The organism is Actinomadura barringtoniae (assembly GCF_017573505.1).
Classification (GTDB): Bacteria; Actinomycetota; Actinomycetes; order Streptosporangiales; family Streptosporangiaceae; genus Spirillospora; species Spirillospora barringtoniae.
Genome location: NZ_JAGEOJ010000010.1, coordinates 307,729 through 331,976, shown reverse-complemented (window position 1 = coordinate 331,976; position 24,248 = coordinate 307,729). Strand labels below are relative to the sequence as shown.

The window sequence follows — 24,248 nt, the reverse complement described above, 5'->3', positions numbered from 1 at the left end:
GTCAGTCCTCTGTGACGGTCAGTCCTCTGTCACGGTCAGTCCTCGAGGTCGATCGCGTAGTCGAGGATGACGCGGTCGGCGGGGATCACGATGTCGCGGCAGACCTCCAGGACGCGCGGGCCGGCGAGCATGCGGCGGGTGATGGCGAGGACGGGGACGCCGGGGCTCATCCGGAGCGTCTCGGCCTCCTCCGGGGAGGGCATGCGGGCGCGCACGGACTCCTCCACGCGGGTGGGCGGGTAGCCGAGGAACTCGAGCTGGGCGAGCGTGCCGCCGGGCCAGGGCTCGCGGCCGGGATCGGCCACCGGCGTGTCGCCGACCAGGCTCCACGGCAGGTAGTTGACCGAGATCTGCTGGGGCTCGCCGCGGGCGTAGAAGACGAACCGGCGGCGCAGCAGCTCCGTGCCCGCCGGGAGTTCGAACAGTGCGGCCAGGTCGGCGTCGGCCTCGGCGCGGGTGAACTCCCGGTCCAGGCGGTACTGGTTCCAGTTGATGCGCTGGTCACGGGTGAACGTGGTCGCCGGCACGGCCATCGGACGCGTCACCGCACGGTAGCGGTCCATCGCGACGCGACGGGCCGGTGGGGTGATCTTCACGACCGTGCCGCCGCCGCGCCGGGTCTCGATGAGGCCCTCGCCGCGCAGCAGGTTGACGGCCTGCCGTACGACGATCTCCGAGACGCCGTGGGCCGCGCACAGCTCCGCCATGGTGGGAAGCCGGGAGCCGGGCGGATAGGTGCCGTCCCTGATCTGTTCACGAAGGGTGCCGGCAATACGCAGGTAGGCCGGGCGGTCCGCCACCGGCATCGCCTCCCCTCCTCCGGCCCGTACGGACCGGCCCATGCCCTCCGTCGCTATCCGCAGGGGGACGGTCCGCTTACGGACAGCTTGACACCACTTATAACCGAGTAAGACTTGTGTATACGAAACAGGCGGCTCGGGGAAAGGACGGCCTGGATGGGCGACTTCGAGGATCTGAAGGCGGCCCTCCAGAGCGAGTTCCCCGGGTGGCTGGTCTGGCGGAGCGACGCGGGGCGCTGGTATGCGACGCGCAGCGGCGACCTCACCGACGCCCAACTACAGGCGGGATATGCGATGACGGTGGCCGCGGACGACTCCACGGCGCTGCGCGAGCTGCTCCTCGACCAGACCCGAAAGGATCGCGAGGCGAACTGATGCCGGGCACCGGGAGGCCGTACGGCCCGGTCCGCAGACGGGGGCGGACCGGGCCGGGACTCCCTCGTGGCGCAAGGTACCTATGGCGCTCAGGTGACACAGGAGTGCCACGTGAGGAGAGACCCCTGCGGTGGTGTGAGTGTCACCGCCAGGGCGAGAAGGACGTGACCGCACGGACGGCACATCGGTGCGACCCCCCGACACAGAGTCGTGCCGCCCGTGCGGTCGCCAGCCGATCATTCGGCGGGCGCCCATTCGGCAGGCGATCATTCGCGGCGCGATCATTCGGCGCGACCGCGGGCCGCTGAATATCCATGAGTCGTGTCCCGTTCCGGCCACACCCCGCGAGAGATCCTCACTCGCGCGCGGGTTGTCCCGCCGAAGCCCGGACGGTAAGTCAGGTGTCACGGAAAGCTGCGGGCAGGTGCAACGGAAAGCCCGCGCGCCGGACGAACTCCCGGCCGCTTTCCGGGCTCTAAACGGTTATGCCCGGATACACCCGGCCGCCCCTTTCACAGGAGGCACCCTTGGACGTCCGACCGCGGGCGAGCGCAGGTGCCACAGCGCTGTTCCGCAACCGTCACGGGCGTCATGGGCGTCCCAGGCAGCGGCTCGCCCTCATCGCCCTGGCGGCGGCGATCGCGTGCCTCCTCGTGCTGACGCTGGCCCTCGCGCTCACCGGCTGGCGCCCGTTCGGCGGCGGCAAGATCGACCCGTCGGCGCCGGTGACCGAGGTCGCGCCCGGCGTCGGCAAGAACTGGCCCTCCTGGGGCATCACGCACACGCAGGTCAGCGTGGACGGCCAGCAGGGCCCCGCGCAGGCGCTGCGGGACCTGACCGCCCAGCCGACGCCACAGGTCACGCCGATCATGGGCTGGGGCGTCGACAACCCCGAGCCGCGCCCCGGGCAGTTCAACTGGAACTCGCTCGACCGGCGCATGCAGACCATCCGCCAGACCAAGGGCACCCCGGTCGTCACGCTGTGCTGCGCGCCCGACTGGATGAAGGGCGGCGCGGCGGGCACCACCGACTGGGGCAAGCTCGAGGTCGCCGTGAACTCCCAGCATTTCGACGACTTCGCCGCACTCTCGGCCGCGGTCGCCAAGCGCTATCCCGACGTGAAGTACTACGCCGTCTGGAACGAGTTCAAGGGCTTCTGGAATCAGGGCGCGAACCGCTGGGACCAAGAGGGCTACACGACCCTCTACAACAAGGTCTATACCGCCCTGAAAAAGGTCAACAAGAACATCAAGGTCGGCGGCCCCTACATGGTCGTGAACAGTAACGCGCCGGGATCACAGAACGCCCCTCCCAGCGAGCTCCAGGGCACCTGGGGAAGCATGGACCAACGCGATCTCAATGCGATCAAATACTGGGATCAGCACAAGAAGGGCGCCGATTTCCTCGCGGTCGACGGGCACGCGATGCCGTCCCAGCGCGAGGTGAGGCTGAACGAGTTCCAGGCGCTCACTAAGTTCTCCGACGTGACCCGGTGGCTGCGCGGCCTCGACTCGGATCTGCCGGTCTGGTGGGCCGAGTGGTACGTGGAGCCGGTCCCGTCCGACTGGACCGACGAACGCCGCGGCGCGGTGCTCACGGCGGCGATGATGGAGTTCGTCCGCGGCGGCGCGGCCAGCGCCTTCTACTGGAGCCCGCAGACCTCGTTCGGCGCGGACTGCGCCGGGTGCCTGTGGTTCGGCAGCGCGAACGGCAACGCCGCGACCCCGACGCTCGCCATGGTGCAGAACTTCGACAAGTGGTTCCCGCCCGGCACCAGGCTCGTCGGCGTCCCGTCCTCCAACCAGGCCGTCCGGGTGCTCGCCCAGCCGCGCCAGATGGTCGTCGTCAACACCACGCCCGGCCCCGCGCGGTCCCAGATCGAGGGCAGGCCGGTCGACCTCGGTCCCTACGAAGTGAAGTGGATCAGCCGATGACCTTGGATTCGACGGGCGGCACGACCGGCGGCACGACGCCCGACACCACGACGGGTGCGGCCCTCGGGATCGACCTGGTGGACATGGCGTTCTGGGACCGGCCGCCGCAGGAGCGCCTGGCCGACTTCGCGCGGCTGCGCGCGCTGGAGTCGCCGGTCTACTTCGCCGAGCCTCGCGTCCCGTTCGTCCGGGCGGGCAAGGGCTTCTACGCGCTGGTCAAGCACGCCGACGTGGTCGCGGCCAGCCGCAACGCCAAGGTCTTCTCCAGCGAGCCGGCCGCCACCTCGCCGGAGCCGCCGCCCTGGCTGGCCAAGATCTTCGGCACGCCGATGGTCAACATGGACGACCCGGGCCACGCGCGGCTCCGCCGGATCGTGTTCCGCGCGTTCACCCCGAAGATGCTCGCCAAGATCGAGGACGAGGTGGGCGCGCTCGCGACCCGCATCGTCGACCGGGTGGTCGAGGAGGGGCCGCGCGACTTCGTCGAGCAGGTCGCGGCGCCGTTCCAGCTCAACGTCATCTGCGCGATGATGGGCATCCCCGAGAAAGCGCGCCCGTACGTGCTGTCGCGGGTGGACGCGATGACCGAGTACTCGGGGGTCCGCGGGTCGCTGGCCAGCCCGCGCACGCTGTGGCTGCTGTACGGCAACCTGAAGGCGATCGTCGATCTGCGCCGCCTGGTCGTGCGGCTGGGCAAGGCCCGCCGCGAGAAGCCCGGCGACGACCTGGTGTCGGCGCTGGTCAACGCCAACCCCGACGGGGAACGCCTGTCGCTGGCCGAGCTCGGCTCGTTCTTCGACCTGCTGCTGGTCGCCGGCAACGAGACGACCCGCAACACCCTCGCGCACGGGCTGCACCTGTTCACCGAGCATCCCGAACAGCGCGACCTGCTGCTCGGCGACTACGACGAGCGGATCGGCGGCGCGATCGAGGAGCTGGTCCGGTACGTCTCGCCGATCATCCAGTTCCGGCGGACGCTGACCACCGACCACGAGCTGGGCGGGCACGCGTTCAAGGCGGGCGACAAGGTGGTGCTGTTCTACCTGGCCGCCAACCGCGACCCCGAGGTCTTCAAGGACCCCGACGTCTTCGACATCACCCGGTCGCCCAACCCGCACGTGGGCTTCGGCGGCCCCGGCCCGCATCTGTGCCTGGGCGCCAACCTCGCCCGCATGGAGCTGAAGATCATGTTCCGGGAGCTGTTCACGCGGCTGCCCGGGCTGCGCTCCACCGGCGACCCGACCTACCTGCTGTCGAACTTCGACAACGGCATCACCCGCCTCCCGTTCGCCTACTCCAGGTGAGGTCGCCGTGGACGTCTCGGTGATCCGTCCCCGCGAGCTCGGCGCGCCCGAGCTCGCGGCCTGGCGGTGCATGCAGGAGTCGGCGCCGCGGCTGGCCAACCCGTTCCTGTCGGCGGGCTACGCGATGGCCGTCGACGCGGTGATCGACACCGCCCGGGTGGCGGTGCTGGAGGACGGCGGCGCCCCCGTCGGATTCTTCCCGTACGAGCTGCACGGCCGGACGGTCGCGGGCGCGATCGGCGGGTGGCTGTCGCTCGGGCAGGGGCTCGTTCACGCGCCGGGCCTGGAGCTGGACGCACGCGAGCTGCTGCGGGCGTGCGGGCTGGGCGCCTGGCAGTTCGGCACGCTGGTCGATGATCAGCCGTGGTTCGAGCCGTACGCCGCCAAGCAGCTCGACTCGGCCGTGATCGACCTGAGCGGCGGTTTCGAGGCCTACACCGCGTCGCTGAAGGCCCGCGGCTCCAAGGTCGTCAAGCAGACCCGTTACAAGGAGCGCAAGCTGGGCCGTGAGGTCGGCGAGGTGTCGTTCTCGTACGACGTGCGGGATCGGGGCGCGCTGGACCTCGTCCGGGAGTGGAAGTCGGCGCAGTACCGGGCGATGGGCCGTCCCGACCGCTTCGCGCGGCCGTGGGTGGCCGAGCTGGTCGAACGCCTGCACCACACGCACGAGGACGCGTTCGCCGGGTCGCTGTCGATGCTGTACGCGGGCGGACGGCCCGTCGCGGCGCACTTCGGGCTGCGCAGCGACCACACCCTGGTCACCTGGTTCCCGGTGTACGACCCGGCGTTCGCCCGCTACTCCCCCGGCCTGGCCCTGCACCTGCGCATGGCCGAGGAGGCCGCCGCGTCCGGCCTCCAGCACATCGACATGGGCCCGGCCGCCGGCTGGCGCTACAAGCAGGAGCTCCAGAACCACTCGCTCACGGTCGCCGAGGGTGTCGTACGCCGCCGTACGCCCGCCGCTGCGGCGCATTGGGCCCGCCATGAGCCCGCCACGCGCGCCAAGGAAGTCGTTCTGGGAAACGCGGCCCTCTATGCGATGGCCGACAAGACCATGCGCGGGGTCGGACGGTTGAAAGCGAAGGCTCGCCGGACCAAGCGTCTCGGGCTCGGGCTCGTGCCCGTTTTGCCGGAGTGGTGCCCGGAGGCGGCCAGCGCCCTCATGTCGATGTGAGAGATGCCGATCTCGGGGCAGTTCTAGGTTGTGTAAGAGCCCCCGGGATGAGGAGGCCATGGATTCATGGCACGGTTGACGCGCGCAGAGATCGACAGGCTGGTGGGCGGCGACCACCACGATCCGCACAGCATCCTCGGCGCTCATCCGGAACGTGACGGGGTCACGGTCCGTGCGCTGCGCCCGCTCGCGGAACGGGTCGAGGTGGTGCTGCCGAACGGCGACCGCCACCCGTTGCGCCATTTCCACGAGGGCGTCTTCGTCGGGACGCTGCCGAGCGGCGCCTCCCTGGCCGGAACCGGCCAGGACGACGCCCCGCAGGCGATCCCCGACTACCGGCTGGCCGTGACCTACCCCGGCGGGCCCGAGAACGTCCAGGACGACCCGTACCGCTTCCTGCCCACCCTCGGCGAGCTGGACCTGCACCTGATCAGCGAGGGCCGGCACGAGGAGCTGTGGCGGGCGCTGGGCGCGCGGGTGCGCGGCTACGCGTCGGCCTTCGCCCCGGTCAAGGGGACGGGGTTCGCGGTGTGGGCGCCGACCGCGCGCGGCGTGCGCGTGATCGGCGAGTTCAACCACTGGGACGGCCGCGCCCACCCGATGCGGTCGCTCGGCTCGACCGGCGTCTGGGAGCTGTTCGTGCCGGAGGTCGCCGACGGCACCGTCTACAAGTTCGAGATTCTCGGCGGGGACGGGGTGTGGCGCGCCAAGGCCGACCCCATGGCGCAGCGGACCGAGCTGCCGCCCGCGACCGGGTCGCGCGTGTTCACCTCGGCGTACGAGTGGACCGACGGCGACTGGATGGACCGCCGCAAGGAACGGCAGTGGGTGCACGAGCCCATGAGCGTGTACGAGGTGCACCTCGGTTCGTGGCGTCCCGGCCTGAGCTATGTGGAGCTGGCCGACGAGCTCACCCGGTACGTCAGCGACATGGGCTTCACGCACGTGGAGTTCATGCCGGTCGCCGAGCACCCGTACGGGCCTTCGTGGGGCTACCAGGTCACCTCCTACTACGCGCCGACCGCGCGTTTCGGCGACCCGGACGGTTTCCGCCATCTGGTGGACAGGCTGCACGGCGCGGGCGTCGGCGTCATCGTCGACTGGGTTCCCGCGCACTTCCCCAAGGACGAGTGGGCGCTGGCGCGCTTCGACGGGTCGGCGCTGTATGAGCACGACGACCCGGCGCGTGGGGAGCACCCGGACTGGGGCACGCTCGTGTTCAACTTCGGCCGGGCCGAGGTGCGCAACTTCCTGGTGGCGAACGCCAGCTACTGGCTGGAGGAGTTCCACGTTGACGGGCTGAGGGTCGACGCCGTGGCCTCGATGCTCTACCTGGACTACTCGCGCGACGACGGCGACTGGACGCCCAACATCTACGGCGGCCGGGAGAACCTGGAGGCCATCTCGTTCCTCCAGGAAATGAACGCCACGGTCTACAAGCGCAACCCCGGCATCATGACGATCGCCGAAGAGTCCACCGCCTGGCCCGGGGTATCGCGGCCCACGCACCTGGGCGGGCTCGGTTTCGGCTTCAAATGGAACATGGGGTGGATGCACGACACCCTGGAGTACCTCAAGCACGAGCCGGTGTTCCGGCACTACCACCACGGCGAGATCACCTTCTCCACGGTGTACGCGTGGTCGGAGAACTACGTCCTGCCGCTGTCGCACGACGAGGTCGTTCACCTGAAGGGGTCCCTGCTGGGCAAGATGCCCGGGGACGACTGGCAGAAGTTCGCCGGGCTGCGGACCCTGCTCGCCTACATGTGGTCCCACCCCGGCAAGCAGCTGCTCTTCATGGGCGGCGAATTCGGCCAGGGAGCGGAATGGGCCGAGGAACGCCCCCTGGACTGGTGGCTGCTGGACAACGCCGCCGAAGGGGCCGACCACCTGGGCCTGCAGGGTCTCGTACGGGAGCTCAACCGCGTCTACAAGTCGCACTCGGCGCTGTGGGCGCGCGACACCGAGCAAGAGGGCTTCGCCTGGATCGACGCCAACGACGCGGCTGGCAACGTGTTGTCCTACCTGCGCTACGGAACCTCTCTCGAGGGCGAGCCCGTGCCCGTTCTCGCGTGTGTCATCAACTTCTCCGGCAACCCGCACGAGAACTACCGGCTGGGGCTCCCGAAGGCGGGCGGCTGGCGCGAGGTACTCAACACCGACGCGTTCGAGTACGGCGGCAGCGGCGTGGGCAACATGGGCCGGATCGAGGCCACCGACGAACCGATGCACGCCCAGCCCGCCTCGGCCGTGATGCGTGTTCCTCCTTTGGGGGCCGTCTGGTTCGCCCCTGAATAGGATCGCGGTATGAGCACCGCGCAGATCCTTTACGTCGTCCCGTCGCAGTTCATGGTGGAACACCTGCCCAACACGACGTTCCCCGAGGACGACGAATGGATCGCGCTGGTGCGCGCACCCGAGGGCCTGACGGTCGTACGCGAGGCCCCGCCGTACGCGGAGGTGGAGCGCTGGGTCGGGCTGTACGGCGGCGAGACCGCGCACGGGCTCGACACCCCCGGCATGCTGGCCGCCCTGGTCGCGCCGCTCGCCGAGGCCGGGATCTCCGTCTTCGTGGCCTCGACGTACCACGCCGACCTGGTTCTGGTGCCCGAGCACCGGCTGGGCGAGGCGAGCGCGACGCTGAAGGCCGCCGGTCACCAGGTGAACGGCGTCAGCGCTTAGAGCGTCTGGACGGCAGGCGTTCCAGGAGCCAGCGAGGACCGGTGTAGGAGGCTCCGGCCGCCTGGATCCGCTCGCGCAGCTCGCGGTCGGCGGTCACGACCGAGTAGCTCGTGTCGGGCTCCGGGTGGCTCACCAGGTCGACGATCTGGTCGTCGCCCGAGCCGGGCGCGCCGACGACCCGGACGCCGTCGATCCCGTCCACGCCCCGGGCCTGGCCCTCGACGACCAGCACCACCTCGGGGAAGGCGCGGTCGAACGGCGCCAGCCCGGTCACCCCGTCGTTCAGGACGGCCAGGTCGTCGCGGAGGCGTTCGTTCGCCCCGACGCGGTCCTTCCACCAGCCGTCGGCGCGCGCCCCGACGACGTTCGCCGCGTCCACGACCAGCACCTGCCTGGTCAGCGCGGTGCGCAGCGTCGGCCACGAGCCCGCGAACGGCGCGAACAGCTTGCGGCCCGTGACCTCGTCCACCGGCACCCACTCGGCGCGCTTGGTCTCCCGCGAGGCGGGCTCCACGACCGGCTGCGGGTCCACCGAACCGATCACCGACGCGTAGTCCCAGCCGCCGTGGTCCTCGACGATCATCCCGTGCACGTTCACCTTGCGGACGTCGAGCGTGGACTCCTCGGCGGTCTCACGGAGCGCGGCGGTCACCTTGTCCTCGTGGCTGTGCCGGGCGCCGCCGAACATCCCCCACGTACCGCCGCCGAGCCCCCACCACGCGCGCTGCTGCAGCAGCACCCGGACGACGCCGTCCTCACCGCGGTGGAACGGGAGGACGCCGGAGGCGCCGTAGCGCCCCCAGTGCGTATGGCCCTGATCGCAGCTGCCCCACCCGTCGCCATCTCCCATAACGCGACAGTATCCGCTGGGCGATCAAAGTACGGTGGAGACGTCATTCGGGGGGGTGGCCTGTCCCAGCACGTCCTGAGGAGCTTCCATGGCGGTCCAGCCACTCGAGTCCGACGATCCGCCCGAGATCGGGCGTTATCGCGTGACGGGCCGGCTCGGCGAGGGCGGGCAGGGCGTGGTCTATCTGGGCGAGGGCCGGCCGGCGGAAGGCCAGCCGGGCGATGGCCGGCCGGGCGATGGCCGGCCGGGTGAACGCGTCGCCATCAAGGTGCTGAAGACCACCGACGCCGCGGCGCGGGCGCGTTTCGTACGGGAGATGGACGCGGCCCGGCAGGTCGCGCCGTTCTGCACCGCCGCCATCCTCGACTCGTCCGCCGACGGGCCGCGGCCGTACGTGGTGAGCGAGTTCATCGACGGCCCCTCACTGCAGCAGCGGGTGCTCGACCGTGGGCCGCTCTCGGGCGGTGACCTGCAGCGGCTTGCGGTCAACACGGCGAGCGCGCTGGCGGCCATCCACGGCGCCGGGATCGTTCACCGCGACCTGAAGCCCGCGAACGTGCTGCTCGGGCCGGACGGACCCCGGGTGGTGGACTTCGGCATCGCGCGGGCCATCGACGCCGAGACGCACACGCAACTCGTCGGCACCCCCGCTTACTTCGCGCCCGAATGGCTGGAGGGCCACACGCCCACGCCGGCCTCCGACGTCTTCGCGTGGGCCGGAACGATGGTCTACGCGGCGACCGGACGGCCCCCGTTCGGCCCGACGGTCAGCGTTCCGGCCATCATGCACCGCATCGCGAACGGGCAGCCGGACCTCACCGGCGTCCCGTCGGCGCTCTACGGGCTGCTGACCGAGTGCCTGAACAAGAACCCGGGGCAGCGGCCGACCGCCCGCGACCTCATGGTCCGCTTGGTGGACCCGTCAGACCGTTCCTCCCAGCCCGTACAGCAGGCCGCAGGCCAGGCGGCCGCCTATCTCCCGCCCCCGCCGCCTGCCGGGCCGCCGTCCGCAGCCGGCATGCACACCGTTCCGCCCGCCGGGGCGCATCAGCAGACCGGCCCGGTCGACACTCCAGCCAGTTCGAGCAAGGGCCGGAACGCGGCGATCATCGTGGCCGCGGCGGTCGCGGTGGCGGCCCTGGCGATCGGCGGCTGGTTCCTGGTCCCGGACGACGACAAGGACACCGGCGGCGGCAGCGCCACCATGAGCAGCGGACCGCCCACGTCCGCAGCGAACTCGGCGGCCCCTTCGACGTCCTCCGAGACGAGCTCGCCCCCGGCGTCCACAGGCCAGACCTCGGGCGGACAGGCCGTTCCGGCTTCGATGGCGGGCACGTGGAAGGGCACGATCACCCAGACCGGCGGGATCATCCTCGGCGACAGCTCCAGCACGGACGTCACGGTGAAGCTCACCGCCGGGCAGAGCGAGGGCACCGCCGACTACGGCAAGTGGGGCTGCAACGACACCTTCAAGGTCACGAGCGTCTCGGGCGCGAAGGTCGACTTCCAGGAAACGCCCAAGGACAGCCATGGCACGACCGGCTACTGCATCGGCGGCACCACGAGCCTGACGCTGCAGGCGGGCAAGCTGCTGTACGTCTCCCCCGGCGACATGGGCTCGGAGAGCAAGGGCACCCTGGAAAAGGTCGGCTGATATCCGGGCCCCCGGTGACCAAGGACACGTCCCGGCTGTGCGAATGTGAAGTTACGCTTTCCATACTGGAATGTCGTTCTAATCATGTGGGTTTGGATGTGGGTTTGGGGAGTCCGTTGAGCATCGATGAGGCCACCGCCGACCTGTGGAACTCGCTGTCCGGGGCCGACCTGATCCAGGCCATGGGCGAGGGCCGGTTCCCGGAGCTGAGCGACGTCAGCGAGCACATCGGGCAGAGCGTCACCTCCGCCCGCCCCGGCCGGGTCGAGATGACCTGGACGCCCGGCGAGCACCTGTGCAATCCGGCGGGCGGCGTGCACGGCGGCTACATCGCGATGATCCTCGACAACGCCGTGTGCTTCGCCAGCGCCAGTACGGGCGACCATTTCGTTCCGCAGCTGACCCTGAACCTCAACATCGACTACCTGCGCGGCGTTCAGGCGGGCCAGACCTACACCGTGGTCAGCACCTGCGTGCATCCGGGCCGTACCCGCCTGTACTCCACCGCCGCGATCACCGACGCCCAGGGGCGTGTGATCGCCCAGGCCAGCGGCAGCACGATCCCTAACCAGGCCTTCGCGCGCTGACCGCATAGGCTGGGCTCCATGGTGGATCCCGGTTCGGTCGTCAACCTCATCAAGGAAGCCCGGGATCGGCGGACGGCTCCGCTGATCCTGGAACTCGATCTCACCGACGGGATCGTGGAGACCCCGCCGGCCGACCCGCTGGCGGCGATCCTGTCGATGCGCCGCACGCACCTGCGGGACGTGCTGGACGGGCTGCGCCGGGCGCGCTCGGACAGCCGGGTGCGGGCCCTGGTGGTCAAGATCACCGGCACGGTCGGGCTGGCGATGGCGCAGGAGCTCCGCGAGGCCGTGCTGGCGCTGCGCGAGGCCGGGAAGCACACCGTGGCCTGGGCCGAGACGTTCGGCGAGGGCGGCCGTGGCACGGTCCCCTACTACCTGGCGACCGCGTTCGACCGCGTCTACCTGCTGCCGACCGGCGAGGTGGGCCTCACCGGTGTCGCGCTGGAGGAGCCGTTCTTCGGCGGCGCGCTGGAGAAGGCGGGGGTCCAGCCCCGCTTCGCCAAGCGCTACGAGTACAAGACCATGGCCAACACCTTCATGGAGAAGGCCTACACGCCCGAGCACGAGGAGTCGTCCCAGCGCCTGGTGACCTCCATCGGCGAGCAGATGACCACCGGGATCGCGGCGGCGCGCAAGCTCGGCGAGGACAAGGTCCGGGAGCTGACCGACCGCGGCCCGCTGCTGGCCAAGGAGGCCCTGGACGCGGGGCTGGTCGACCGGCTCGCCTACCGCGACGAGGTGTACGGGGACCTGCGCAAGGAGTTCGGCGAGAACGCCCTGCTGCGCTACGTCTCCCGCTACAACCGCACGCAGGGGCTGGCCCGGCGTCTCCCGCAGCCGGGCAAGCAGGACGTCATCGCGCTCATCAACGCCCAGGGCCCGATCCGCCTGGGCCGCAGCGGCCGCGGCGGCCCGCTGCCCACGCAGGGCCCCGCGATGGGCTCGGACACGGTCGGCGCCGCGATCCGTTCGGCCGCCAAGGACGAGCGGGTGAAGGCGATCGTGCTGCGGGTCAACAGCCCCGGCGGCTCGGCGGTCGCCTCCGACGTCATCTGGCGCGAGGTCGTGCTGGCGCGCAAGGCCGGCAAGCCCGTGATCGTCTCGATGGGCAATGTCGCGGCGTCCGGCGGTTACTACATCTCGATGGCCGCCGACACGATCGTCGCCCAGCCCGGCACGATCACCGGCTCGATCGGCGTCGTCGTCGGCAAGGCCGTCGTGACCGACCTGCTCGACCGGATCGGCGTCGGCCTCGGCTCGGTGTCCGACGGCGACCACGCCCGGATGTTCAGCGCCACCAAGGACTTCAGCGACTCCGAATGGGAGCGCATCAACGCCTCCCTCGACCAGATCTACGACGACTTCACCGGCAAGGTCGCCGAGGGCCGAGGCCTGTCGCGCGAACGCGTCCACGAACTGGCCCGCGGCCGCGTCTGGACCGGCGCCGACGCCAAGGACAACGGCCTGGTGGACGAGCTGGGCGGCCTGGACCGCGCCCTGGACCTGGCCCGCAAGAAGGCCGGCCTCGCCGCCGACGCGCCCATCCGCGCCTACCCGCACACCTCCCCGCTGGAGCGCCTGCGCCCGCCAGAGTCGAGCGAGGACCGTACGGCCGCGAACGCCCGCCTCGACGGCTGGGGCTCGCTCACCGGCTTCGCCACGCGCCTGGGCCTGCCCACCGCCGGCCCCCTCACCCTGCCCGGCAGCTGGGAGATCCGCTGAGCACCCCCGACCCGCCAGGGGACGTTGAGCCGCCGATGAACACCACGGACTTCACCGAGGCGGTCGCCGGCTTCGCCACCGGCGTCGTCGTGCTGACCGTGCGGGACGGCCGCGACGACCTCGGCACCACGGTCACCTCGTTCATGTCGGTGTCGATGGAACCGCCGATGGTCCTGGCGGGCGTGGCGGCCGACTCCTACCTCAGCGAGGTCCTGGACCGCCAGAACCGCTGGGCCGCCACCGTCCTCAGCACCGGCCAGCGCGCCCTCGCCGGCCGCTTCGCCGCCGAGGGCCGCCCGAGCGCCCGCCTCCTGCTGGCCGGCGAACCCCACCACCGCGGCCCGCTCTCGGACGCCCTCATCCTCGACCACGGCCTAGCGGCCCTGGAATGCGAGACCCGCCAGCGCATCGAGGCCGGCGACCATCACCTCTTCGTCGCCGAGGTCCTCGCCGCCGACTACATAGCCCGCCGCGAAAAGCCCCTCATCCGAGTCAACCGCCGCTACCTAGGCCCACCCCAGTAACCCGATGGGCAACACAGCGGCCTGCGTGACGCGGGGCGGGCGGGGTGGGCTACCTCGGGATGTCCTTCTGAACGGTCTGGAAGAGGCCGTGCACGAAGGTGGCCATGTAGTCGGTTCCCTCGCGGGTGAACGCGACGCCCCAGCGGCTGGGGGCGTCGCCCTCCACATGCTTGGAGCCGGGGAAGGCCTCCCCCACGTCGGAGACCACGCATGACCAGGTCGTCAGGTCGTTCAGGCCCTTGATCGCGGGCGCGGGCGCGCCGGGCGCGCGGACCAGCCACTGGTTCCACATGGAGCCGTCCGGCGCGGTCAGCACCTCGAAGCGCAGGTCGGGCCAGTAGGGCAGCTCCCAGAGGCTGGCCTTGCAGGGCAGGTCCCCGAACATGCGCTTCGTGGAGGCGTTCGGTGGGCCGAGCGCCCAGCGGTACTTGGCGAACCCGCTCGGCGCCGTACGCGAGTAGGCCATCTGCACCCAGCGGTTGTGCGCGGCCCGCATCTGCTGCCGCGTCACCTCCAGCTCGCCGAGCGCGGTCTCCACGTGCGCGGGCACGAAGTCGTACATCCGCCACATCAGCATGAGCTGGAACTCCAGCTTCCCGAATCCGACGGCCACGCACCCAGGTCTATCACCCGCAGGTGTCAGTCCCGGCCTCCCCCTCAGGTATGCAAAGAGCCTTTGCAAATCAGTCTTGCAAAGAGAGTGTGCAACTCTAGGCTGGAGTCATGACCGAACGACCCGAACGGCGGGAGATCTCCGACCCGGAGACGCTGCGGCTGCTGGCACATCCGTTGCGCTACAAGATCGCCCGCGAGCTGCGGCAGGGCCCGGCGACCGCCACCACCCTGGCCCGCAAGCTGGGTCTGAACACCGGCGCGACCAGCTACCACCTGCGCCAGATGGCCGAGCACGGCTTCATCGAGGAGGCCTCCGAACTGGGCAAGGGCCGCGAACGCTGGTGGCGCACCAGGGCGCGGGACGTGCGCTTCCCGCCGCGCAGCCGCCAGACCGACGAGGCCCGCGCGCTGCTCGAGGAGATCAAGCGCCTCGACCTGGCCGACACGATGGAACGCCTGGCCCGCTACCAGCTCGTACGGGACGAGATGGGCGAGTGGGGCGACGCCGAGCTGTTCTCGCAGAGCTCGATCCTGGTGACCTTCGAGGAGGCCAGGCAGTTCTTCGAGGAGTACATCGCGCTGCTCTACCGCTACAAGCGCCCGGCCGGCCAGACGCCTGCGGGCGCTCGGGTCATGCTGGCCCGCCTGGTCATGTTCCCCGAGGTGACCGACGAGGAAGAGAGGCCACCCGAGGAGAAGTAGCAGCGCCGCGACAGTCAGGGCCGGGCCGCCGAGCTGGCACTCGGCGGCCCGAGGAAGCCCGCATCACCACGCTCACGAGCGTGTCTTCACGTGCACGAACTCCCATGGAAAGGAGAGCACTTCATGCTGCTCTCGAGCAAACTCACCGGGCGCGTCGGCAAATGGATCGTGCTGGCCGCCTGGATAGCGATCATCATGCTGGCCGTTCCGCTGGCCGGAAAGCTGTCCGGCGCCACCAAGAAGGACAGCCCGGCCGAGGGACCGCGCGGGGCTCAGTCCACGCGGGTAGCCGAGCTCCAAGACCGCTTCCCCGACGGAAAGATCAAGCCCGGCATAGTCATCTACGTCCGCGACGCGGGAATCACCGTGGCCGACCGCGCCAAGGTCGAGGCCGATCGGAAGGCGTTCGCGCCCTTGGCCGCCGGGCAGATCCCTCCCCCGGTCGCGTCCAAGGACGGCAAGGCGCTGATGCTTCAGGTCCCGATCGGCGACGACGGAACGGCCGACAAGGCCAAACAGGTCCGCGACGGCGCCGCTCGCGGTCTCCCGGCCGGGCTTCACGCCCAGCTGGCCGGCCCGGCCGCCAACGCGCTGGACGCGTCCGACGCGTTCAAGAAGATCGACTCCACCCTCCTGATCGTCACCGCAGTGATCGTCGCGCTCTGCCTGCTGGTCACGTACCGCAGCCCGGTCCTGTGGCTCGTGCCGCTGCTGAACGCGGGGATCGCGCTGCAGGTGTCGAACGCCGTCGCCTACCTGCTCGCCAAGCACGCGGGGATGCTGGTGGTCCCGAGCGCCGCGAGCATCCTGACCGTCCTCGTGTTCGGCGTGGGCACCGACTACGCGATGCTCCTCCTGGCCCGTTATCGGGAGGAACTGCGTACCCACGAGGACCGGCACGCCGCGATGGCCGTCGCCCTCCGCCGCTGCGCACCCGCCATCGCCGCCTCCGCCGCGACCGTCTCGCTGGGGCTGCTCTGCCTGCTCACCGCGCACATGGGCTTCAACCACGCACTGGGCCCGGTCGGCGCGATCGGCGTCATCGGCGGCCTGGTCACCATGCTGACCCTGATGCCCGCCCTGCTCGTCATCGTCGGCCGCTGGGTCTTCTGGCCCCGCGTCCCGCATTTCGGGGTCTCGGCCTCCGCCGAGCCTTCTCCCACCTCCCTCTGGGCGCGAGTCGCCGCCCGCGTGGCCCAGCGCCCCAGAACGATCTGGATCGCGTCCGCGCTGATCCTCGCCGCCCTGGCGACCGGCACGCTGGGCATGCACACCGGCCTGGACAACCGGCACATGATGACGTCCACGCCGCGTTCCGCGATCGGCCTGGACATGCTGGAGGCCCACTACCCGGCCGGTTCGGACCAGCCCGCGCGGGTCATCGCCCCTGCATCCTCCGCTGAACGCCTCGCCTCAACGCTCCGCAGCGTCCCCGGAGTCGCCAACGTTCAGCCGCCCCAGCTCTCCACCGACGGCAAGCTGGTCAAGCTGAACGCCATCCTCTCCTCCCCCTCCGACAGTTCGGCCGCGTCCCGCACCATCGACCGCATCCGTACGGCGACCTCCGCCATCCCCGACGCGGTAACCGGCGGCTCAACCGCCAACGAACTCGACAAGTCCCGAGCCCAGTCGCACGACCGCAAGGTGGTCATCCCGCTGGTCCTGGCCGTCGTCTTCATCGTCCTAGTGGGACTCCTGCGGGCCTTGACGGCACCCCTGCTCCTCATAGGCACCGTGATCCTGTCCTACTTCGGAGCCCTCGGGGCCAGCCGCGTCATCTTCACCCACGTCTTCGGCTTCCCGTCCGTGGACATCCAGCTGGTCCTGATCGGGTTCCTCTTCTTGGTGGCCCTGGGCGTCGACTACAACATCTTCCTGGTGTCCCGCATACGCGAAGAGACCACCAAGCACGGCCACCACGAGGGCGTCCTCCGCGGCCTTTCAGCGACCGGCGGAGTCATCTCGGCGGCAGGCGCAGTCCTGGCGGCAACCTTCGGAGCCCTAACCGTCCTGCCCCTGACCTTCCTGGTCCAGATCGGTTTCCTGGTGGCGCTAGGGGTCCTCTTGGACACGTTCCTGGTCCGCTCGATCCTCGTCCCAACTTTGGCCCTGGACATGGGCGACCGCTTCTGGTGGCCGAAGCGCCCCGTTCAGACGACCCGTTCGCCCGCCTTCCAGACTGCGGCCACCTGGGGAACGCCAGGCCGGTAGGCCAGGTGAATGTGGCTGGGGGCATCGAGAACCAGCACATCAGCCCGGGCGCCCACGCCGAGCCGTCCAACATCGTCTCGGCGCAGCGCCCGGGCTCCCCCGGCCGTGGCCGCCCACACCGCCTCGCTGGGCGTCATCTTCATGTCCCGCACCGCCACCGCGATACAGAACGCCATGCTCGAGCTGTAGCAAGACCCGGGATTGCAGTCAGTCGCCAAGGCAACCGTCACACCCGCGTCAATCAGCCTCCGAGCATCCGGATAAGGCTGCCGCGTAGAGAACTCCACCCCCGGCAACAAGGTCGCCACAGTCTCCGACCCCGCCAGCGCCTCAACATCCTCATCACTCAAAAAGGTGCAGTGATCCGCCGCCGCGGCCCCCATCTCAACTGCCACCCGCACACCATCCCCGTAACCCAGCTGGTTGGCATGCACCCGAGCCATCAGCCCAGCGTCAATCCCTGCCCTCAAGACCTCTCTCGCCTGGTCCCCATCAAAGGCGCCCCGCTCGCAAAACACATCGACCCACTTAGCGTGCGGCGCGCAGGCAGCCATCATCTCCGTGGCGACCAGCCGCACGTACCCCTGCGTATCGCCCTCAAATTCCTTCGGCACCACGTGCGCGCCCAGGAAAGTCACCTCATCAGCGACTTCCCCCGCGATCCTCAAGGCCCGCGCTTCCTGCTCAACGGTCAGCCCATAGCCAGACTTGCACTCAACGCACGTAGTCCCCTGCCGAGCCATCTCATCGACAAGCCGCCGCACATTCTTACGCAGCTCCTCATCAGAGGCAGCCCGAGTCTTGGCCACCGTCGTCCGAATACCGCCCGCCGCGTACGGCCGCCCACTCATCCGCGCGGCGAACTCCTCTGCCCGCTCCCCCGCGAACACCAAGTGAGCATGCGAATCCACAAAACCCGGCAGAACAGCACGCCCACCCGCGTCAAACCGTTCATCCGCAGCAGGCTCGCCCTGCCCGACCCAGGCCACCCGCCCGTTCTCCAGCACAAGAGCCGCGTCCCGCAGCGGCTCGCCCTCGTTGGTGACCAGTTCCCCGATATTGCTGATGACAGTGCTCACTCGAGCACAATCTCACCCGCCACCCCCAGAACGAACCCCCTCCTCACCCAACCTGTCTCAAATCCGAGACCAACCGTTCAGCGGCATCGGCCATCACATCCGCAACAGCCTCCGCCGAAAGCCCCCGCCCGTACAGCTGGTCGAAGAACTCGAACCCGGTAACCGCCCACAAAACATCAACGGCCCCCTCAACCGTCAGCCCGGCCCGCAACAACCCCTCTCTCTCCAACCGCTCCGCATGCCGAGCCAACCCCTCCGCCCGCTGAGCCCCCATCCGCTCGACCACACCCCCCACAGCCTGCGAATCCAGCGCGGCCATCGAATAGAGCACCCTCAACACATCCCGGTGCTCAACAAAAACCGGCACCGACGCCCGGATCGACTCCCCCAGACTGAGCCCCTCCACCGCCCGGTCGAACCCGCCCCGCCGCCGCAGATCGTCCCCCAGGGCATCAAAAAGCCCCGCCCGCGACCCGAAGACCAAATACACAGTCGACCGCGACACCCGCGCCATCTTCGCGACCCGGTCAACACTCAGCGGCTCGGCTGGCGCCTCGCACAACCTCTCGTACACCGCATCCAGGACCCGCCGCCGAGTCTCCTCCGCGCCCTCGGCCCGCACCCGCTGCTCATACCTCCGCGTCATCCCGCCAACCTACCTTTCACTTGACACACCATCCACCTAAAGACACACTGTCCATCGAAAGACACACTGTCCGACGAAAGCGAGCCAATGAATCTCCACCTCACCGGCAAGCGCGCCCTGGTAACCGGCAGCACCAGCGGCATAGGCCGAGCCATAGCCCAAGCCCTAACCGCCGAAGGCGCCACCGTCCTCATCCACGGCCGCAACCCCGACCGCGCCAAGGAAACAGCAGACGCCCTCAACACCGACTACGTCCTAGGCGACCTGACAACCAACGCTCAAGAGGTCATCAACGCAGCCCAAGGCGTGGACATCCTCGTCAACAACGCCGCCGCATCCACAGGCGACGACTGGCTGGCCGGCGGCCCCGAAACCTGGCTGGACCTCTACAACACCAACGTCGCGTCCGCCGTCCGCCTCATCGCCGCCCTAACCCCCCACATGCGCACCCAAGGCTGGGGCCGCGTCATCCAAATCAGCAGCGCCGCCCACCCCTACCCACTCCCCATGAAAGCGGCCTACTCGGCAACCAAAGCCGCCCTGTCCAACCTCACCGTCAGCCTCTCCAAGGACCTATCCGGCACCGGCGTAACCGCCAACACCATCAGCCCCGGCCCCACCCTCACCGACAACTTCCGCCACCTAGCCGAAACCGTCGCCCAAAAACACAACACCGACACCGCCGCAGCAACCCGCACCCTGCTAGCCGGCCCCCTGGCCAACCCCTCAGCCCGCCTAGCCGAACCCCACGAAATCGCAGCCCTCGTAACCCTGGTAGCCAGCCCCCTAAGCGCCTCCATCAACGGCGCCAACCTCCGCATAGACGGCGGCTTCACCCCCACCGTCAACTAACCAGGCGTGCACCCATGCACCACCCCAAACCGCCTCTCCGCAATCCGCATGAACTCGACCATGTCCTGAACCGCATCCCGCCCCCGCACCACCGGCGCAAAGTCAATGCTGATCAGCGTCTTCCTCTTGCCACACTTGAAGAGGGCGACCACGAAATTGGGGCGTGGATTGCCTCCAGCGGTCTGTGCCACACCTGCAAGCCCACGCCCAAGTTCCTTCGGAATCGGGTGCGCGCCTCTGTCGTCCCATGCTCGCTGCTGAACGCCGAGGATGCGCTCACCATCGTTGTACGTCCATTCGATCCCGAGCGGCGCCTCAAGCCCTGCCGCATCGGCAAGGCAAAGACCATTGTCTGCCTGTGGTCCGTTAACCCATCTAGCGTTCACACTTGCCGTAAGCCCTGTTACCTGGCGCCATGCCTGCTCGGGTACTAGGTCACATAGGTAAGGGACGCTATCGGTTACAGGCCTCAGGTCTGCGGGCGGTGGCGTCGGCACATCCGAGGCAGACTCCTTACATCCTGTCGCCAATGCTGCGACTGCGATTCCAGCGGTGAAAGCCCGCAGCATGATGCTCATCGCCGAAAGCTCGGTTGGATGTTGTGTCCCTCGGAGTCCTTGATGTGGCCAGCCGCCTCTTCCTGTCCCTGCTCGAGCGAGGACTTCATGTCACCTGACAACGCGTTGAGCCCAGTGCGCAGGTTCACCCACCGCAGCAGCGCTTCAAGTTGGTCTCCACTCATTGACTCCAGCGGAAGGATCTTCGAGTGCGGACCGTGGGTTGCGAATGGCTGTCCGTTCAGGTCCTCGTGGGAAAGCTGACCATGAGCGAGTTCGGACGCGGTGATCATCTGGTTGAAGAGCTTCTCTACGGCTTCGGTGTTGGATTTGGGAGCAAGGATTGTGTCGTCGGGCTTGTCGACCATGCGCTGAGCGAGCCAGCCGGTAAGGCGGTCTTGAACTTGATCGACCAGGAGGGTGTACGCCTCGCCTGCACCGGGGGCGCCGGTCGGTATGCCCTCGCCGACCTTGTCAGCGGCGAAGCCGACGCCCATCGAGATGTAGCCCTCCATGCGCTGCAGGTCTGCGGCTAGGCGGGCTTCTTCGCCTTCGACGGACTGGTTACGGGCCTCGATGAGGTGGCCGAACATCCAGCCTTCGGCGACGATCGTGCTGTCGAGGTGTTTCGAGCCGCTGGCGACTGACTTGTCGATGGCCACCTTGGCGTGCGCGATCTGGGACTTGAGGAGGGTGTCGTACGCGTTGCCGTCGCGTGTGACTTCCAGCAGGAGGTAGTCCATGTCGGCGTCGTTCATGGGGGTGCTGCCGGTCTTGGCGCCGAAGCGGAACGACTGGTAGATGTCGTTCACCTTGGTGATGTGAGCGGCGAGCACTTGGGCCATGGGGACCCTCAGGCCGGACAGCGCGTCGAGATCGTCTTTGTTCTCGATCTTGATGCGGTCGTTCTCGACCTTGAAGTACTTGCGGGCGTCATCGGCCAGGTATTTGCCGGCTCGGAACGCCAGGTCCTGCGAGGCCTTGTCGTGGCCGATGGCGCCGACTTGGATGGCGTGGCCCAGAGCGGCGCCGTGGTCGGTCTGGCCCCACAGCCCACGGCGGTCGCGCAAGAGGTATTCAAGGTTTGTCAGCCGCATGCTGTCCGGGCTGTCGACGATGTGCGGACCCATGGGGCGATGATTGAGCAGGGCCTGAGCTCCCTCGCTGCCTGATACCGCAGCAGCGTTGAGCAGGGGAACGAGGAAGTCGGCCTTGCCCGCCGCCTTGGGGTTCATGGTCTTGTCCGCGTCGAACGCACCGGACAGGTCGGGCAGCGGGTTGTCGCCCAGTGGCTTCCGTGTGGAGCGGTCGTAGTCGACCATGTCGGCGCCGACGGTCTGCATGAAGCGGATGGAGAACTTCGCGTCCCCTGCCGACGCGAGCAGGCTGGACATGGACTGGTATCCGACGATGCCGTACGGCGGCCGGCTGCCAGGAGGCCAGCTCGTACGGCCTGCCTGCACCAGCTGCCCGAGGTAGGCGTCGCCCACATAGCCGGGGCGGCCAGGCGTGGTGGCGACGGCCAGGCTTCGGCCCAGCAGGGACATGAGGCCCTGACTGTCGCGCGCAAGCGAATCGTCTGCGCGAGCATGGAACGCCAGGTCGGCAGGGAGCTTGAGCAGTTGCTCCGGTCCGAGTGCTTCCAATACGGCCTTGGCCATGGCCGGGGTGACGTCGCGGGGGTCGTAGCGGCGCAGGTCGGCGAGGGCCTTGCGGTCACCGGAGGCGGCGCGGCGGACGAGGTCGGCCACGCGGCGTCCCTCGGCGTACGCGATCTGATCCGTGTAGCGATCAGGCAGGACCAGGTAGTTGCCGTCGGCCCGGCTCACCCTCATCGCCAGCTTCTGGCGATCCAGGTCGTGTACGAGCGCGTTGCGGCGGCGCAGGTCGGACGCGGCGTCGCGGGCCCACCCGGCGATCCGTTTGATCTCCATGGCGGGCCCGGTGCTGACGCCGGCGCCGCTCAGGGCCTGCCACAGTTGGGCAGCCAGCTCCTCCAACTGCGGCCCGGCCCTGGACATGTCCTGGGTCATCTGCTCGAACTCCCGCAGCTTCACCCCGCATGTGTCGGGGGCGAGCCACTTGTCGGTCACTCCGATCACCCCGCCAACGGCGGGCGTCGCAGTTTCTCCTGAACGAGGTCCAGGGCCTTGCGCAGCTGAGAGCGGATCTCAGCCTGGTTGCGCGCCGCCTCGTGACCGAACGCGTCGGGCGATCTGCCGCCCACCCAGGCATGGTCGCCCATGGCCTGGACCGGCCGGGCGAGCACCTGCCAGTTCTCGTCGGACAACTGCTGGATCCGCATGAGCAACATCTGCAGCCTCAGATGTTCTTCCAACCCGCTATGCCTCCGTCAGAACTGAGCCCGCGGGTCAGCGGGTGGCGGCCTCGATGTTCTGCTGGGAGCGCTTGATGTCTTGGCTGCCCTCTTCTAGGGCCAGGGCCATCTTGTCGAAGGCAGTCTTGGCCTCCATCCAGGCGCTGCGGAAGCGGTCGGCGCCGGGGCCCCACCAGATTTCGGTGCTGGAGACGGTGCGGCCGTTGAGGTCCTTGATGAGGGCGTCGAGGTTCTTGGAGTGCTTGCTGAACATGCGGGAGAGGTCTTCGAGCGCTCCGATGCTGGCGCCGCGCTTGTCCGTCATGGGGGTCCCTTCAGTCGGCGGTGTCGCCCATGAGCCGCGGGGTGAAGGCTGTGGGGCGAGTGAAAGCCTACGGAGGGTTGGAGGGCCGGACCAGCCCCATTTCCCAAGTCAGAACGGTTTGTCAGTCCAGGAGGTGGAAGCGTCGGGCGAACGCGGACATCTCGGCGCGCTGGTCGTCGATTTCGGTCGCGCTTGAGGAGACGACTATGCGGGTCACGCCTTGGGCGGCGTAGGAGTGGACGCGTTGGTCGGGCATGTCGATTGAGCCCCAGCGGGTGTATTCGAGGGCGTCAGGGTCTCTGCCTGCTTCGAGGGCGGTTGAACGGGCCAGGTCCAGTTGGGCCTCGCGTATGGCGGGGGTGAGCATGCCGCCGGGGAAGTAGCCGTTGCCGTAACGGCCTGCGCGGCGGGCGGCGGGGTTGCTGGAGCCTCCGATGTGGATGGGGAGGTCGCCCAGGGGTTTGGGGTAGACGCAGAGGTTGTCGAACGAGAAGAAGTCGCCCTTATAGGAGACGCCCTTTTCGTCGCCGGCCCAAAGGAGGCGTAGGACTTCGATGGCTTCGTCCGCTCGGCGGCCGCGAGTCTTGAAATCGACGCCGGTGGCTTGGGCCTCTCCGGGGAGGGAGCCCAGCCCGATGGTGAGGAGGCGCATGCGGCCTTTGGAGAGGACGTCGATGGTGGCCAGGCGCTTGGCCAGCACGACGGGGTGGTGGTACGGGAGGAGGAGCACTCCTGTGCCCAGGAGGATGCGGTCTGTGGCGGAAGCTACGAAGGCCAGGCAGTCGAGGGGGTCGGCGATGGCCAGGTCGGGAGGGAATTCCATCGGGCCTACGCTCGCGCCGGGATAGAGGGCGATGTGCTCGGGGAAGTAGATGGCCTCGAACCCGCAGGCCTCGGCGTGCTGGGCGTACGCGATGATCTGGTCGGGGTCGCTGCCGTGGTGCGCGGTGCTGTAGCTGATCGCGAACTTCATGACAGCTGGGAGAGGATCTCGGCGCGGCGCTTGAGGAGGGTGCGGATCTCGGCGTCGATCTCGGCCAGCTTGCGGCGGGAGACGGCGAGGGAGTCGGGGCAGGCGTTGCCCGTCTCGTTGCCCGCGCGAAGGCATTCGACGAACGGGCGGGCGTCCTCGAGGGTGAAGCCGGAGGAGACCAGGGTTCGGATCTCCGCGACGAGTTTGAGGTCGGACTCCTCGTACTCCCGGTAGCCGTTGGCGCCGCGGCGGGCAGGGAGCAGTCCTTGCTGCTCGTAGTAGCGCAGCGCGCGTGTGCTCACACCGGCACGGCCGGCGAGCTCCCCGATCTTCAACGTGCCTCCTGAGACGTCGTCACGGAGACG

Annotated in this window: 24 protein-coding genes; 13 read left to right on the top strand and 11 right to left on the bottom strand. The window is 69.0% G+C overall.

Going from position 1 to position 24,248, the window contains the following annotated elements; genetic code table 11:
• Window positions 1-35: 35 nt before the first annotated feature.
• Complete coding sequence (locus tag J4573_RS25675; protein ID WP_243773531.1) at window positions 36-806, bottom strand: GntR family transcriptional regulator; 771 nt, start codon at window positions 804-806, stop codon at window positions 36-38.
• Between the two features lie 150 nt (window positions 807-956).
• Between J4573_RS25675 and J4573_RS25670 the strand changes: the two genes are divergently transcribed.
• The 6 genes from J4573_RS25670 to J4573_RS25645 all read left to right on the top strand — a co-directional run bounded on the left by J4573_RS25670 (window position 957) and on the right by J4573_RS25645 (window position 8,269).
• Complete coding sequence (locus tag J4573_RS25670) at window positions 957-1,175, top strand: hypothetical protein (protein ID WP_208258377.1); 219 nt, start codon at window positions 957-959, stop codon at window positions 1,173-1,175.
• A gap of 527 nt (window positions 1,176-1,702) precedes the next feature.
• Window positions 1,703-3,109 carry a glycoside hydrolase family protein gene (locus tag J4573_RS25665; protein WP_208258376.1) on the top strand — a complete coding sequence of 469 codons (1,407 nt, stop codon included), beginning with the start codon at window positions 1,703-1,705 and terminating at the stop codon, window positions 3,107-3,109.
• A complete protein-coding gene (locus J4573_RS25660; RefSeq protein ID WP_208258375.1) occupies window positions 3,106-4,413 on the top strand; it encodes a cytochrome P450 in 1,308 nt (435 codons plus the stop codon). The genes J4573_RS25665 and J4573_RS25660 overlap by 4 nt, the downstream gene beginning before the upstream one ends.
• Before the next feature lie 7 nt (window positions 4,414-4,420).
• A complete protein-coding gene (locus tag J4573_RS25655) occupies window positions 4,421-5,587 on the top strand; it encodes a GNAT family N-acetyltransferase (RefSeq protein ID WP_208258374.1) in 1,167 nt (388 codons plus the stop codon).
• A 66-nt stretch (window positions 5,588-5,653) separates the two neighbouring features.
• Window positions 5,654-7,885, top strand: a complete 2,232-nt coding sequence (gene glgB / locus J4573_RS25650) for a 1,4-alpha-glucan branching protein GlgB (protein ID WP_208258373.1) — start codon at window positions 5,654-5,656, stop codon at window positions 7,883-7,885.
• A 9-nt stretch (window positions 7,886-7,894) separates the two neighbouring features.
• Window positions 7,895-8,269, top strand: coding sequence for an ACT domain-containing protein (locus tag J4573_RS25645; RefSeq protein ID WP_208258372.1), 375 nt, complete (start codon window positions 7,895-7,897; stop codon window positions 8,267-8,269).
• On the opposite strand, the gene J4573_RS25640 is transcribed toward J4573_RS25645, so the two are convergent.
• Window positions 8,259-9,119 (bottom strand): NUDIX hydrolase, encoded by an 861-nt coding sequence (locus J4573_RS25640; RefSeq protein ID WP_208258371.1) that lies wholly within the window; start codon window positions 9,117-9,119, stop codon window positions 8,259-8,261. The two genes, J4573_RS25645 and J4573_RS25640, sit on opposite strands and share 11 nt — an antisense overlap.
• Window positions 9,120-9,207: 88 nt before the next feature.
• On the opposite strand from J4573_RS25640, the gene J4573_RS25635 reads away from it, so the two are divergent.
• From J4573_RS25635 to J4573_RS25620, 4 genes are all read left to right on the top strand, one after another.
• Entirely contained in the window at window positions 9,208-10,773 is a 1,566-nt protein-coding gene (locus J4573_RS25635; RefSeq protein WP_208258370.1) for a serine/threonine protein kinase, read from the top strand.
• Window positions 10,774-10,889: 116 nt separating this feature from the next.
• Entirely contained in the window at window positions 10,890-11,360 is a 471-nt protein-coding gene (locus J4573_RS25630) for a PaaI family thioesterase (protein WP_243773530.1), read from the top strand.
• An 18-nt stretch (window positions 11,361-11,378) separates the two neighbouring features.
• Window positions 11,379-13,082, top strand: coding sequence for a signal peptide peptidase SppA (gene sppA / locus J4573_RS25625; RefSeq protein WP_208258369.1), 1,704 nt, complete (start codon window positions 11,379-11,381; stop codon window positions 13,080-13,082).
• Window positions 13,083-13,117: 35 nt separating this feature from the next.
• Window positions 13,118-13,606, top strand: a complete 489-nt coding sequence (locus J4573_RS25620) for a flavin reductase family protein (protein WP_208258368.1) — start codon at window positions 13,118-13,120, stop codon at window positions 13,604-13,606.
• A gap of 49 nt (window positions 13,607-13,655) precedes the next feature.
• On the opposite strand, the gene J4573_RS25615 is transcribed toward J4573_RS25620, so the two are convergent.
• On the bottom strand, window positions 13,656-14,219 hold the full coding sequence (locus J4573_RS25615) for a hypothetical protein (protein WP_208258367.1): 564 nt from the start codon (window positions 14,217-14,219) through the stop codon (window positions 13,656-13,658).
• A 110-nt stretch (window positions 14,220-14,329) separates the two neighbouring features.
• Between J4573_RS25615 and J4573_RS25610 the strand changes: the two genes are divergently transcribed.
• Both J4573_RS25610 and J4573_RS25605 read left to right on the top strand, forming a co-directional pair.
• A complete protein-coding gene (locus tag J4573_RS25610) occupies window positions 14,330-14,923 on the top strand; it encodes an ArsR/SmtB family transcription factor (protein WP_208258366.1) in 594 nt (197 codons plus the stop codon).
• 123 nt (window positions 14,924-15,046) lie between these two features.
• Window positions 15,047-17,134, top strand: a complete 2,088-nt coding sequence (locus tag J4573_RS25605; protein ID WP_208258365.1) for an MMPL family transporter — start codon at window positions 15,047-15,049, stop codon at window positions 17,132-17,134.
• Here the strand turns inward: J4573_RS25605 and hutI are convergent.
• Both hutI and J4573_RS25595 read right to left on the bottom strand, forming a co-directional pair.
• Window positions 17,074-18,213: an imidazolonepropionase gene (gene hutI, locus J4573_RS25600; RefSeq protein WP_208258364.1), complete on the bottom strand. Its 1,140-nt coding sequence runs from the start codon at window positions 18,211-18,213 to the stop codon at window positions 17,074-17,076. The genes J4573_RS25605 and hutI overlap by 61 nt on opposite strands.
• A gap of 43 nt (window positions 18,214-18,256) precedes the next feature.
• Window positions 18,257-18,859 (bottom strand): TetR/AcrR family transcriptional regulator, encoded by a 603-nt coding sequence (locus J4573_RS25595; RefSeq protein ID WP_208258363.1) that lies wholly within the window; start codon window positions 18,857-18,859, stop codon window positions 18,257-18,259.
• 87 nt (window positions 18,860-18,946) lie between these two features.
• On the opposite strand from J4573_RS25595, the gene J4573_RS25590 reads away from it, so the two are divergent.
• Window positions 18,947-19,711, top strand: a complete 765-nt coding sequence (locus J4573_RS25590; protein ID WP_208258362.1) for an SDR family NAD(P)-dependent oxidoreductase — start codon at window positions 18,947-18,949, stop codon at window positions 19,709-19,711.
• Here the strand turns inward: J4573_RS25590 and J4573_RS25585 are convergent.
• The 6 genes from J4573_RS25585 to J4573_RS25560 form a co-directional block, all read right to left on the bottom strand.
• Window positions 19,708-20,289, bottom strand: a complete 582-nt coding sequence (locus tag J4573_RS25585; RefSeq protein ID WP_208258361.1) for a hypothetical protein — start codon at window positions 20,287-20,289, stop codon at window positions 19,708-19,710. The genes J4573_RS25590 and J4573_RS25585 overlap by 4 nt on opposite strands.
• Window positions 20,286-22,361 carry a hypothetical protein gene (locus tag J4573_RS25580; protein WP_208258360.1) on the bottom strand — a complete coding sequence of 692 codons (2,076 nt, stop codon included), beginning with the start codon at window positions 22,359-22,361 and terminating at the stop codon, window positions 20,286-20,288. The genes J4573_RS25585 and J4573_RS25580 overlap by 4 nt, the downstream gene beginning before the upstream one ends.
• Window positions 22,362-22,366: 5 nt before the next feature.
• Window positions 22,367-22,573, bottom strand: a complete 207-nt coding sequence (locus J4573_RS25575; RefSeq protein WP_208258359.1) for a hypothetical protein — start codon at window positions 22,571-22,573, stop codon at window positions 22,367-22,369.
• 67 nt (window positions 22,574-22,640) lie between these two features.
• Window positions 22,641-22,910 (bottom strand): WXG100 family type VII secretion target, encoded by a 270-nt coding sequence (locus J4573_RS25570; RefSeq protein ID WP_208258358.1) that lies wholly within the window; start codon window positions 22,908-22,910, stop codon window positions 22,641-22,643.
• Window positions 22,911-23,031: 121 nt separating this feature from the next.
• Window positions 23,032-23,883 carry an LLM class F420-dependent oxidoreductase gene (locus tag J4573_RS25565; RefSeq protein WP_208258357.1) on the bottom strand — a complete coding sequence of 284 codons (852 nt, stop codon included), beginning with the start codon at window positions 23,881-23,883 and terminating at the stop codon, window positions 23,032-23,034.
• The gene (locus tag J4573_RS25560; protein WP_208258356.1) at window positions 23,880-24,218 is read right to left on the bottom strand and encodes a MerR family transcriptional regulator; all 339 of its coding nucleotides are present in this window, start codon (window positions 24,216-24,218) and stop codon (window positions 23,880-23,882) included. Before J4573_RS25560 ends, J4573_RS25565 begins: the two co-directional genes overlap by 4 nt.
• Window positions 24,219-24,248 lie beyond the last annotated feature (30 nt).

Bases quoted from the DNA above. Each gene is read 5' to 3' on its own strand.
- J4573_RS25635 (WP_208258370.1), top strand. From the start codon at position 9,208: ATGGCGGTCCAGCCACTCGAGTCCGACGATCCGCCCGAGATCGGGCGT.
- sppA (WP_208258369.1), top strand. From the start codon at position 11,379: ATGGTGGATCCCGGTTCGGTCGTCAACCTCATCAAGGAAGCCCGGGAT.
- J4573_RS25640 (WP_208258371.1), bottom strand. From the start codon at position 9,119: ATGGGAGATGGCGACGGGTGGGGCAGCTGCGATCAGGGCCATACGCAC.
- J4573_RS25590 (WP_208258362.1), top strand. From the start codon at position 18,947: ATGAATCTCCACCTCACCGGCAAGCGCGCCCTGGTAACCGGCAGCACC.
- J4573_RS25595 (WP_208258363.1), bottom strand. From the start codon at position 18,859: ATGACGCGGAGGTATGAGCAGCGGGTGCGGGCCGAGGGCGCGGAGGAG.
- J4573_RS25660 (WP_208258375.1), top strand. From the start codon at position 3,106: ATGACCTTGGATTCGACGGGCGGCACGACCGGCGGCACGACGCCCGAC.
- J4573_RS25620 (WP_208258368.1), top strand. From the start codon at position 13,118: ATGAACACCACGGACTTCACCGAGGCGGTCGCCGGCTTCGCCACCGGC.
- J4573_RS25670 (WP_208258377.1), top strand. From the start codon at position 957: ATGGGCGACTTCGAGGATCTGAAGGCGGCCCTCCAGAGCGAGTTCCCC.
- J4573_RS25605 (WP_208258365.1), top strand. From the start codon at position 15,047: ATGCTGCTCTCGAGCAAACTCACCGGGCGCGTCGGCAAATGGATCGTG.
- J4573_RS25570 (WP_208258358.1), bottom strand. From the start codon at position 22,910: ATGACGGACAAGCGCGGCGCCAGCATCGGAGCGCTCGAAGACCTCTCC.
- J4573_RS25610 (WP_208258366.1), top strand. From the start codon at position 14,330: ATGACCGAACGACCCGAACGGCGGGAGATCTCCGACCCGGAGACGCTG.
- glgB (WP_208258373.1), top strand. From the start codon at position 5,654: ATGGCACGGTTGACGCGCGCAGAGATCGACAGGCTGGTGGGCGGCGAC.
- J4573_RS25575 (WP_208258359.1), bottom strand. From the start codon at position 22,573: ATGCGGATCCAGCAGTTGTCCGACGAGAACTGGCAGGTGCTCGCCCGG.
- J4573_RS25585 (WP_208258361.1), bottom strand. From the start codon at position 20,289: ATGAGCATCATGCTGCGGGCTTTCACCGCTGGAATCGCAGTCGCAGCA.
- J4573_RS25645 (WP_208258372.1), top strand. From the start codon at position 7,895: ATGAGCACCGCGCAGATCCTTTACGTCGTCCCGTCGCAGTTCATGGTG.
- J4573_RS25565 (WP_208258357.1), bottom strand. From the start codon at position 23,883: ATGAAGTTCGCGATCAGCTACAGCACCGCGCACCACGGCAGCGACCCC.
- J4573_RS25675 (WP_243773531.1), bottom strand. From the start codon at position 806: ATGCCGGTGGCGGACCGCCCGGCCTACCTGCGTATTGCCGGCACCCTT.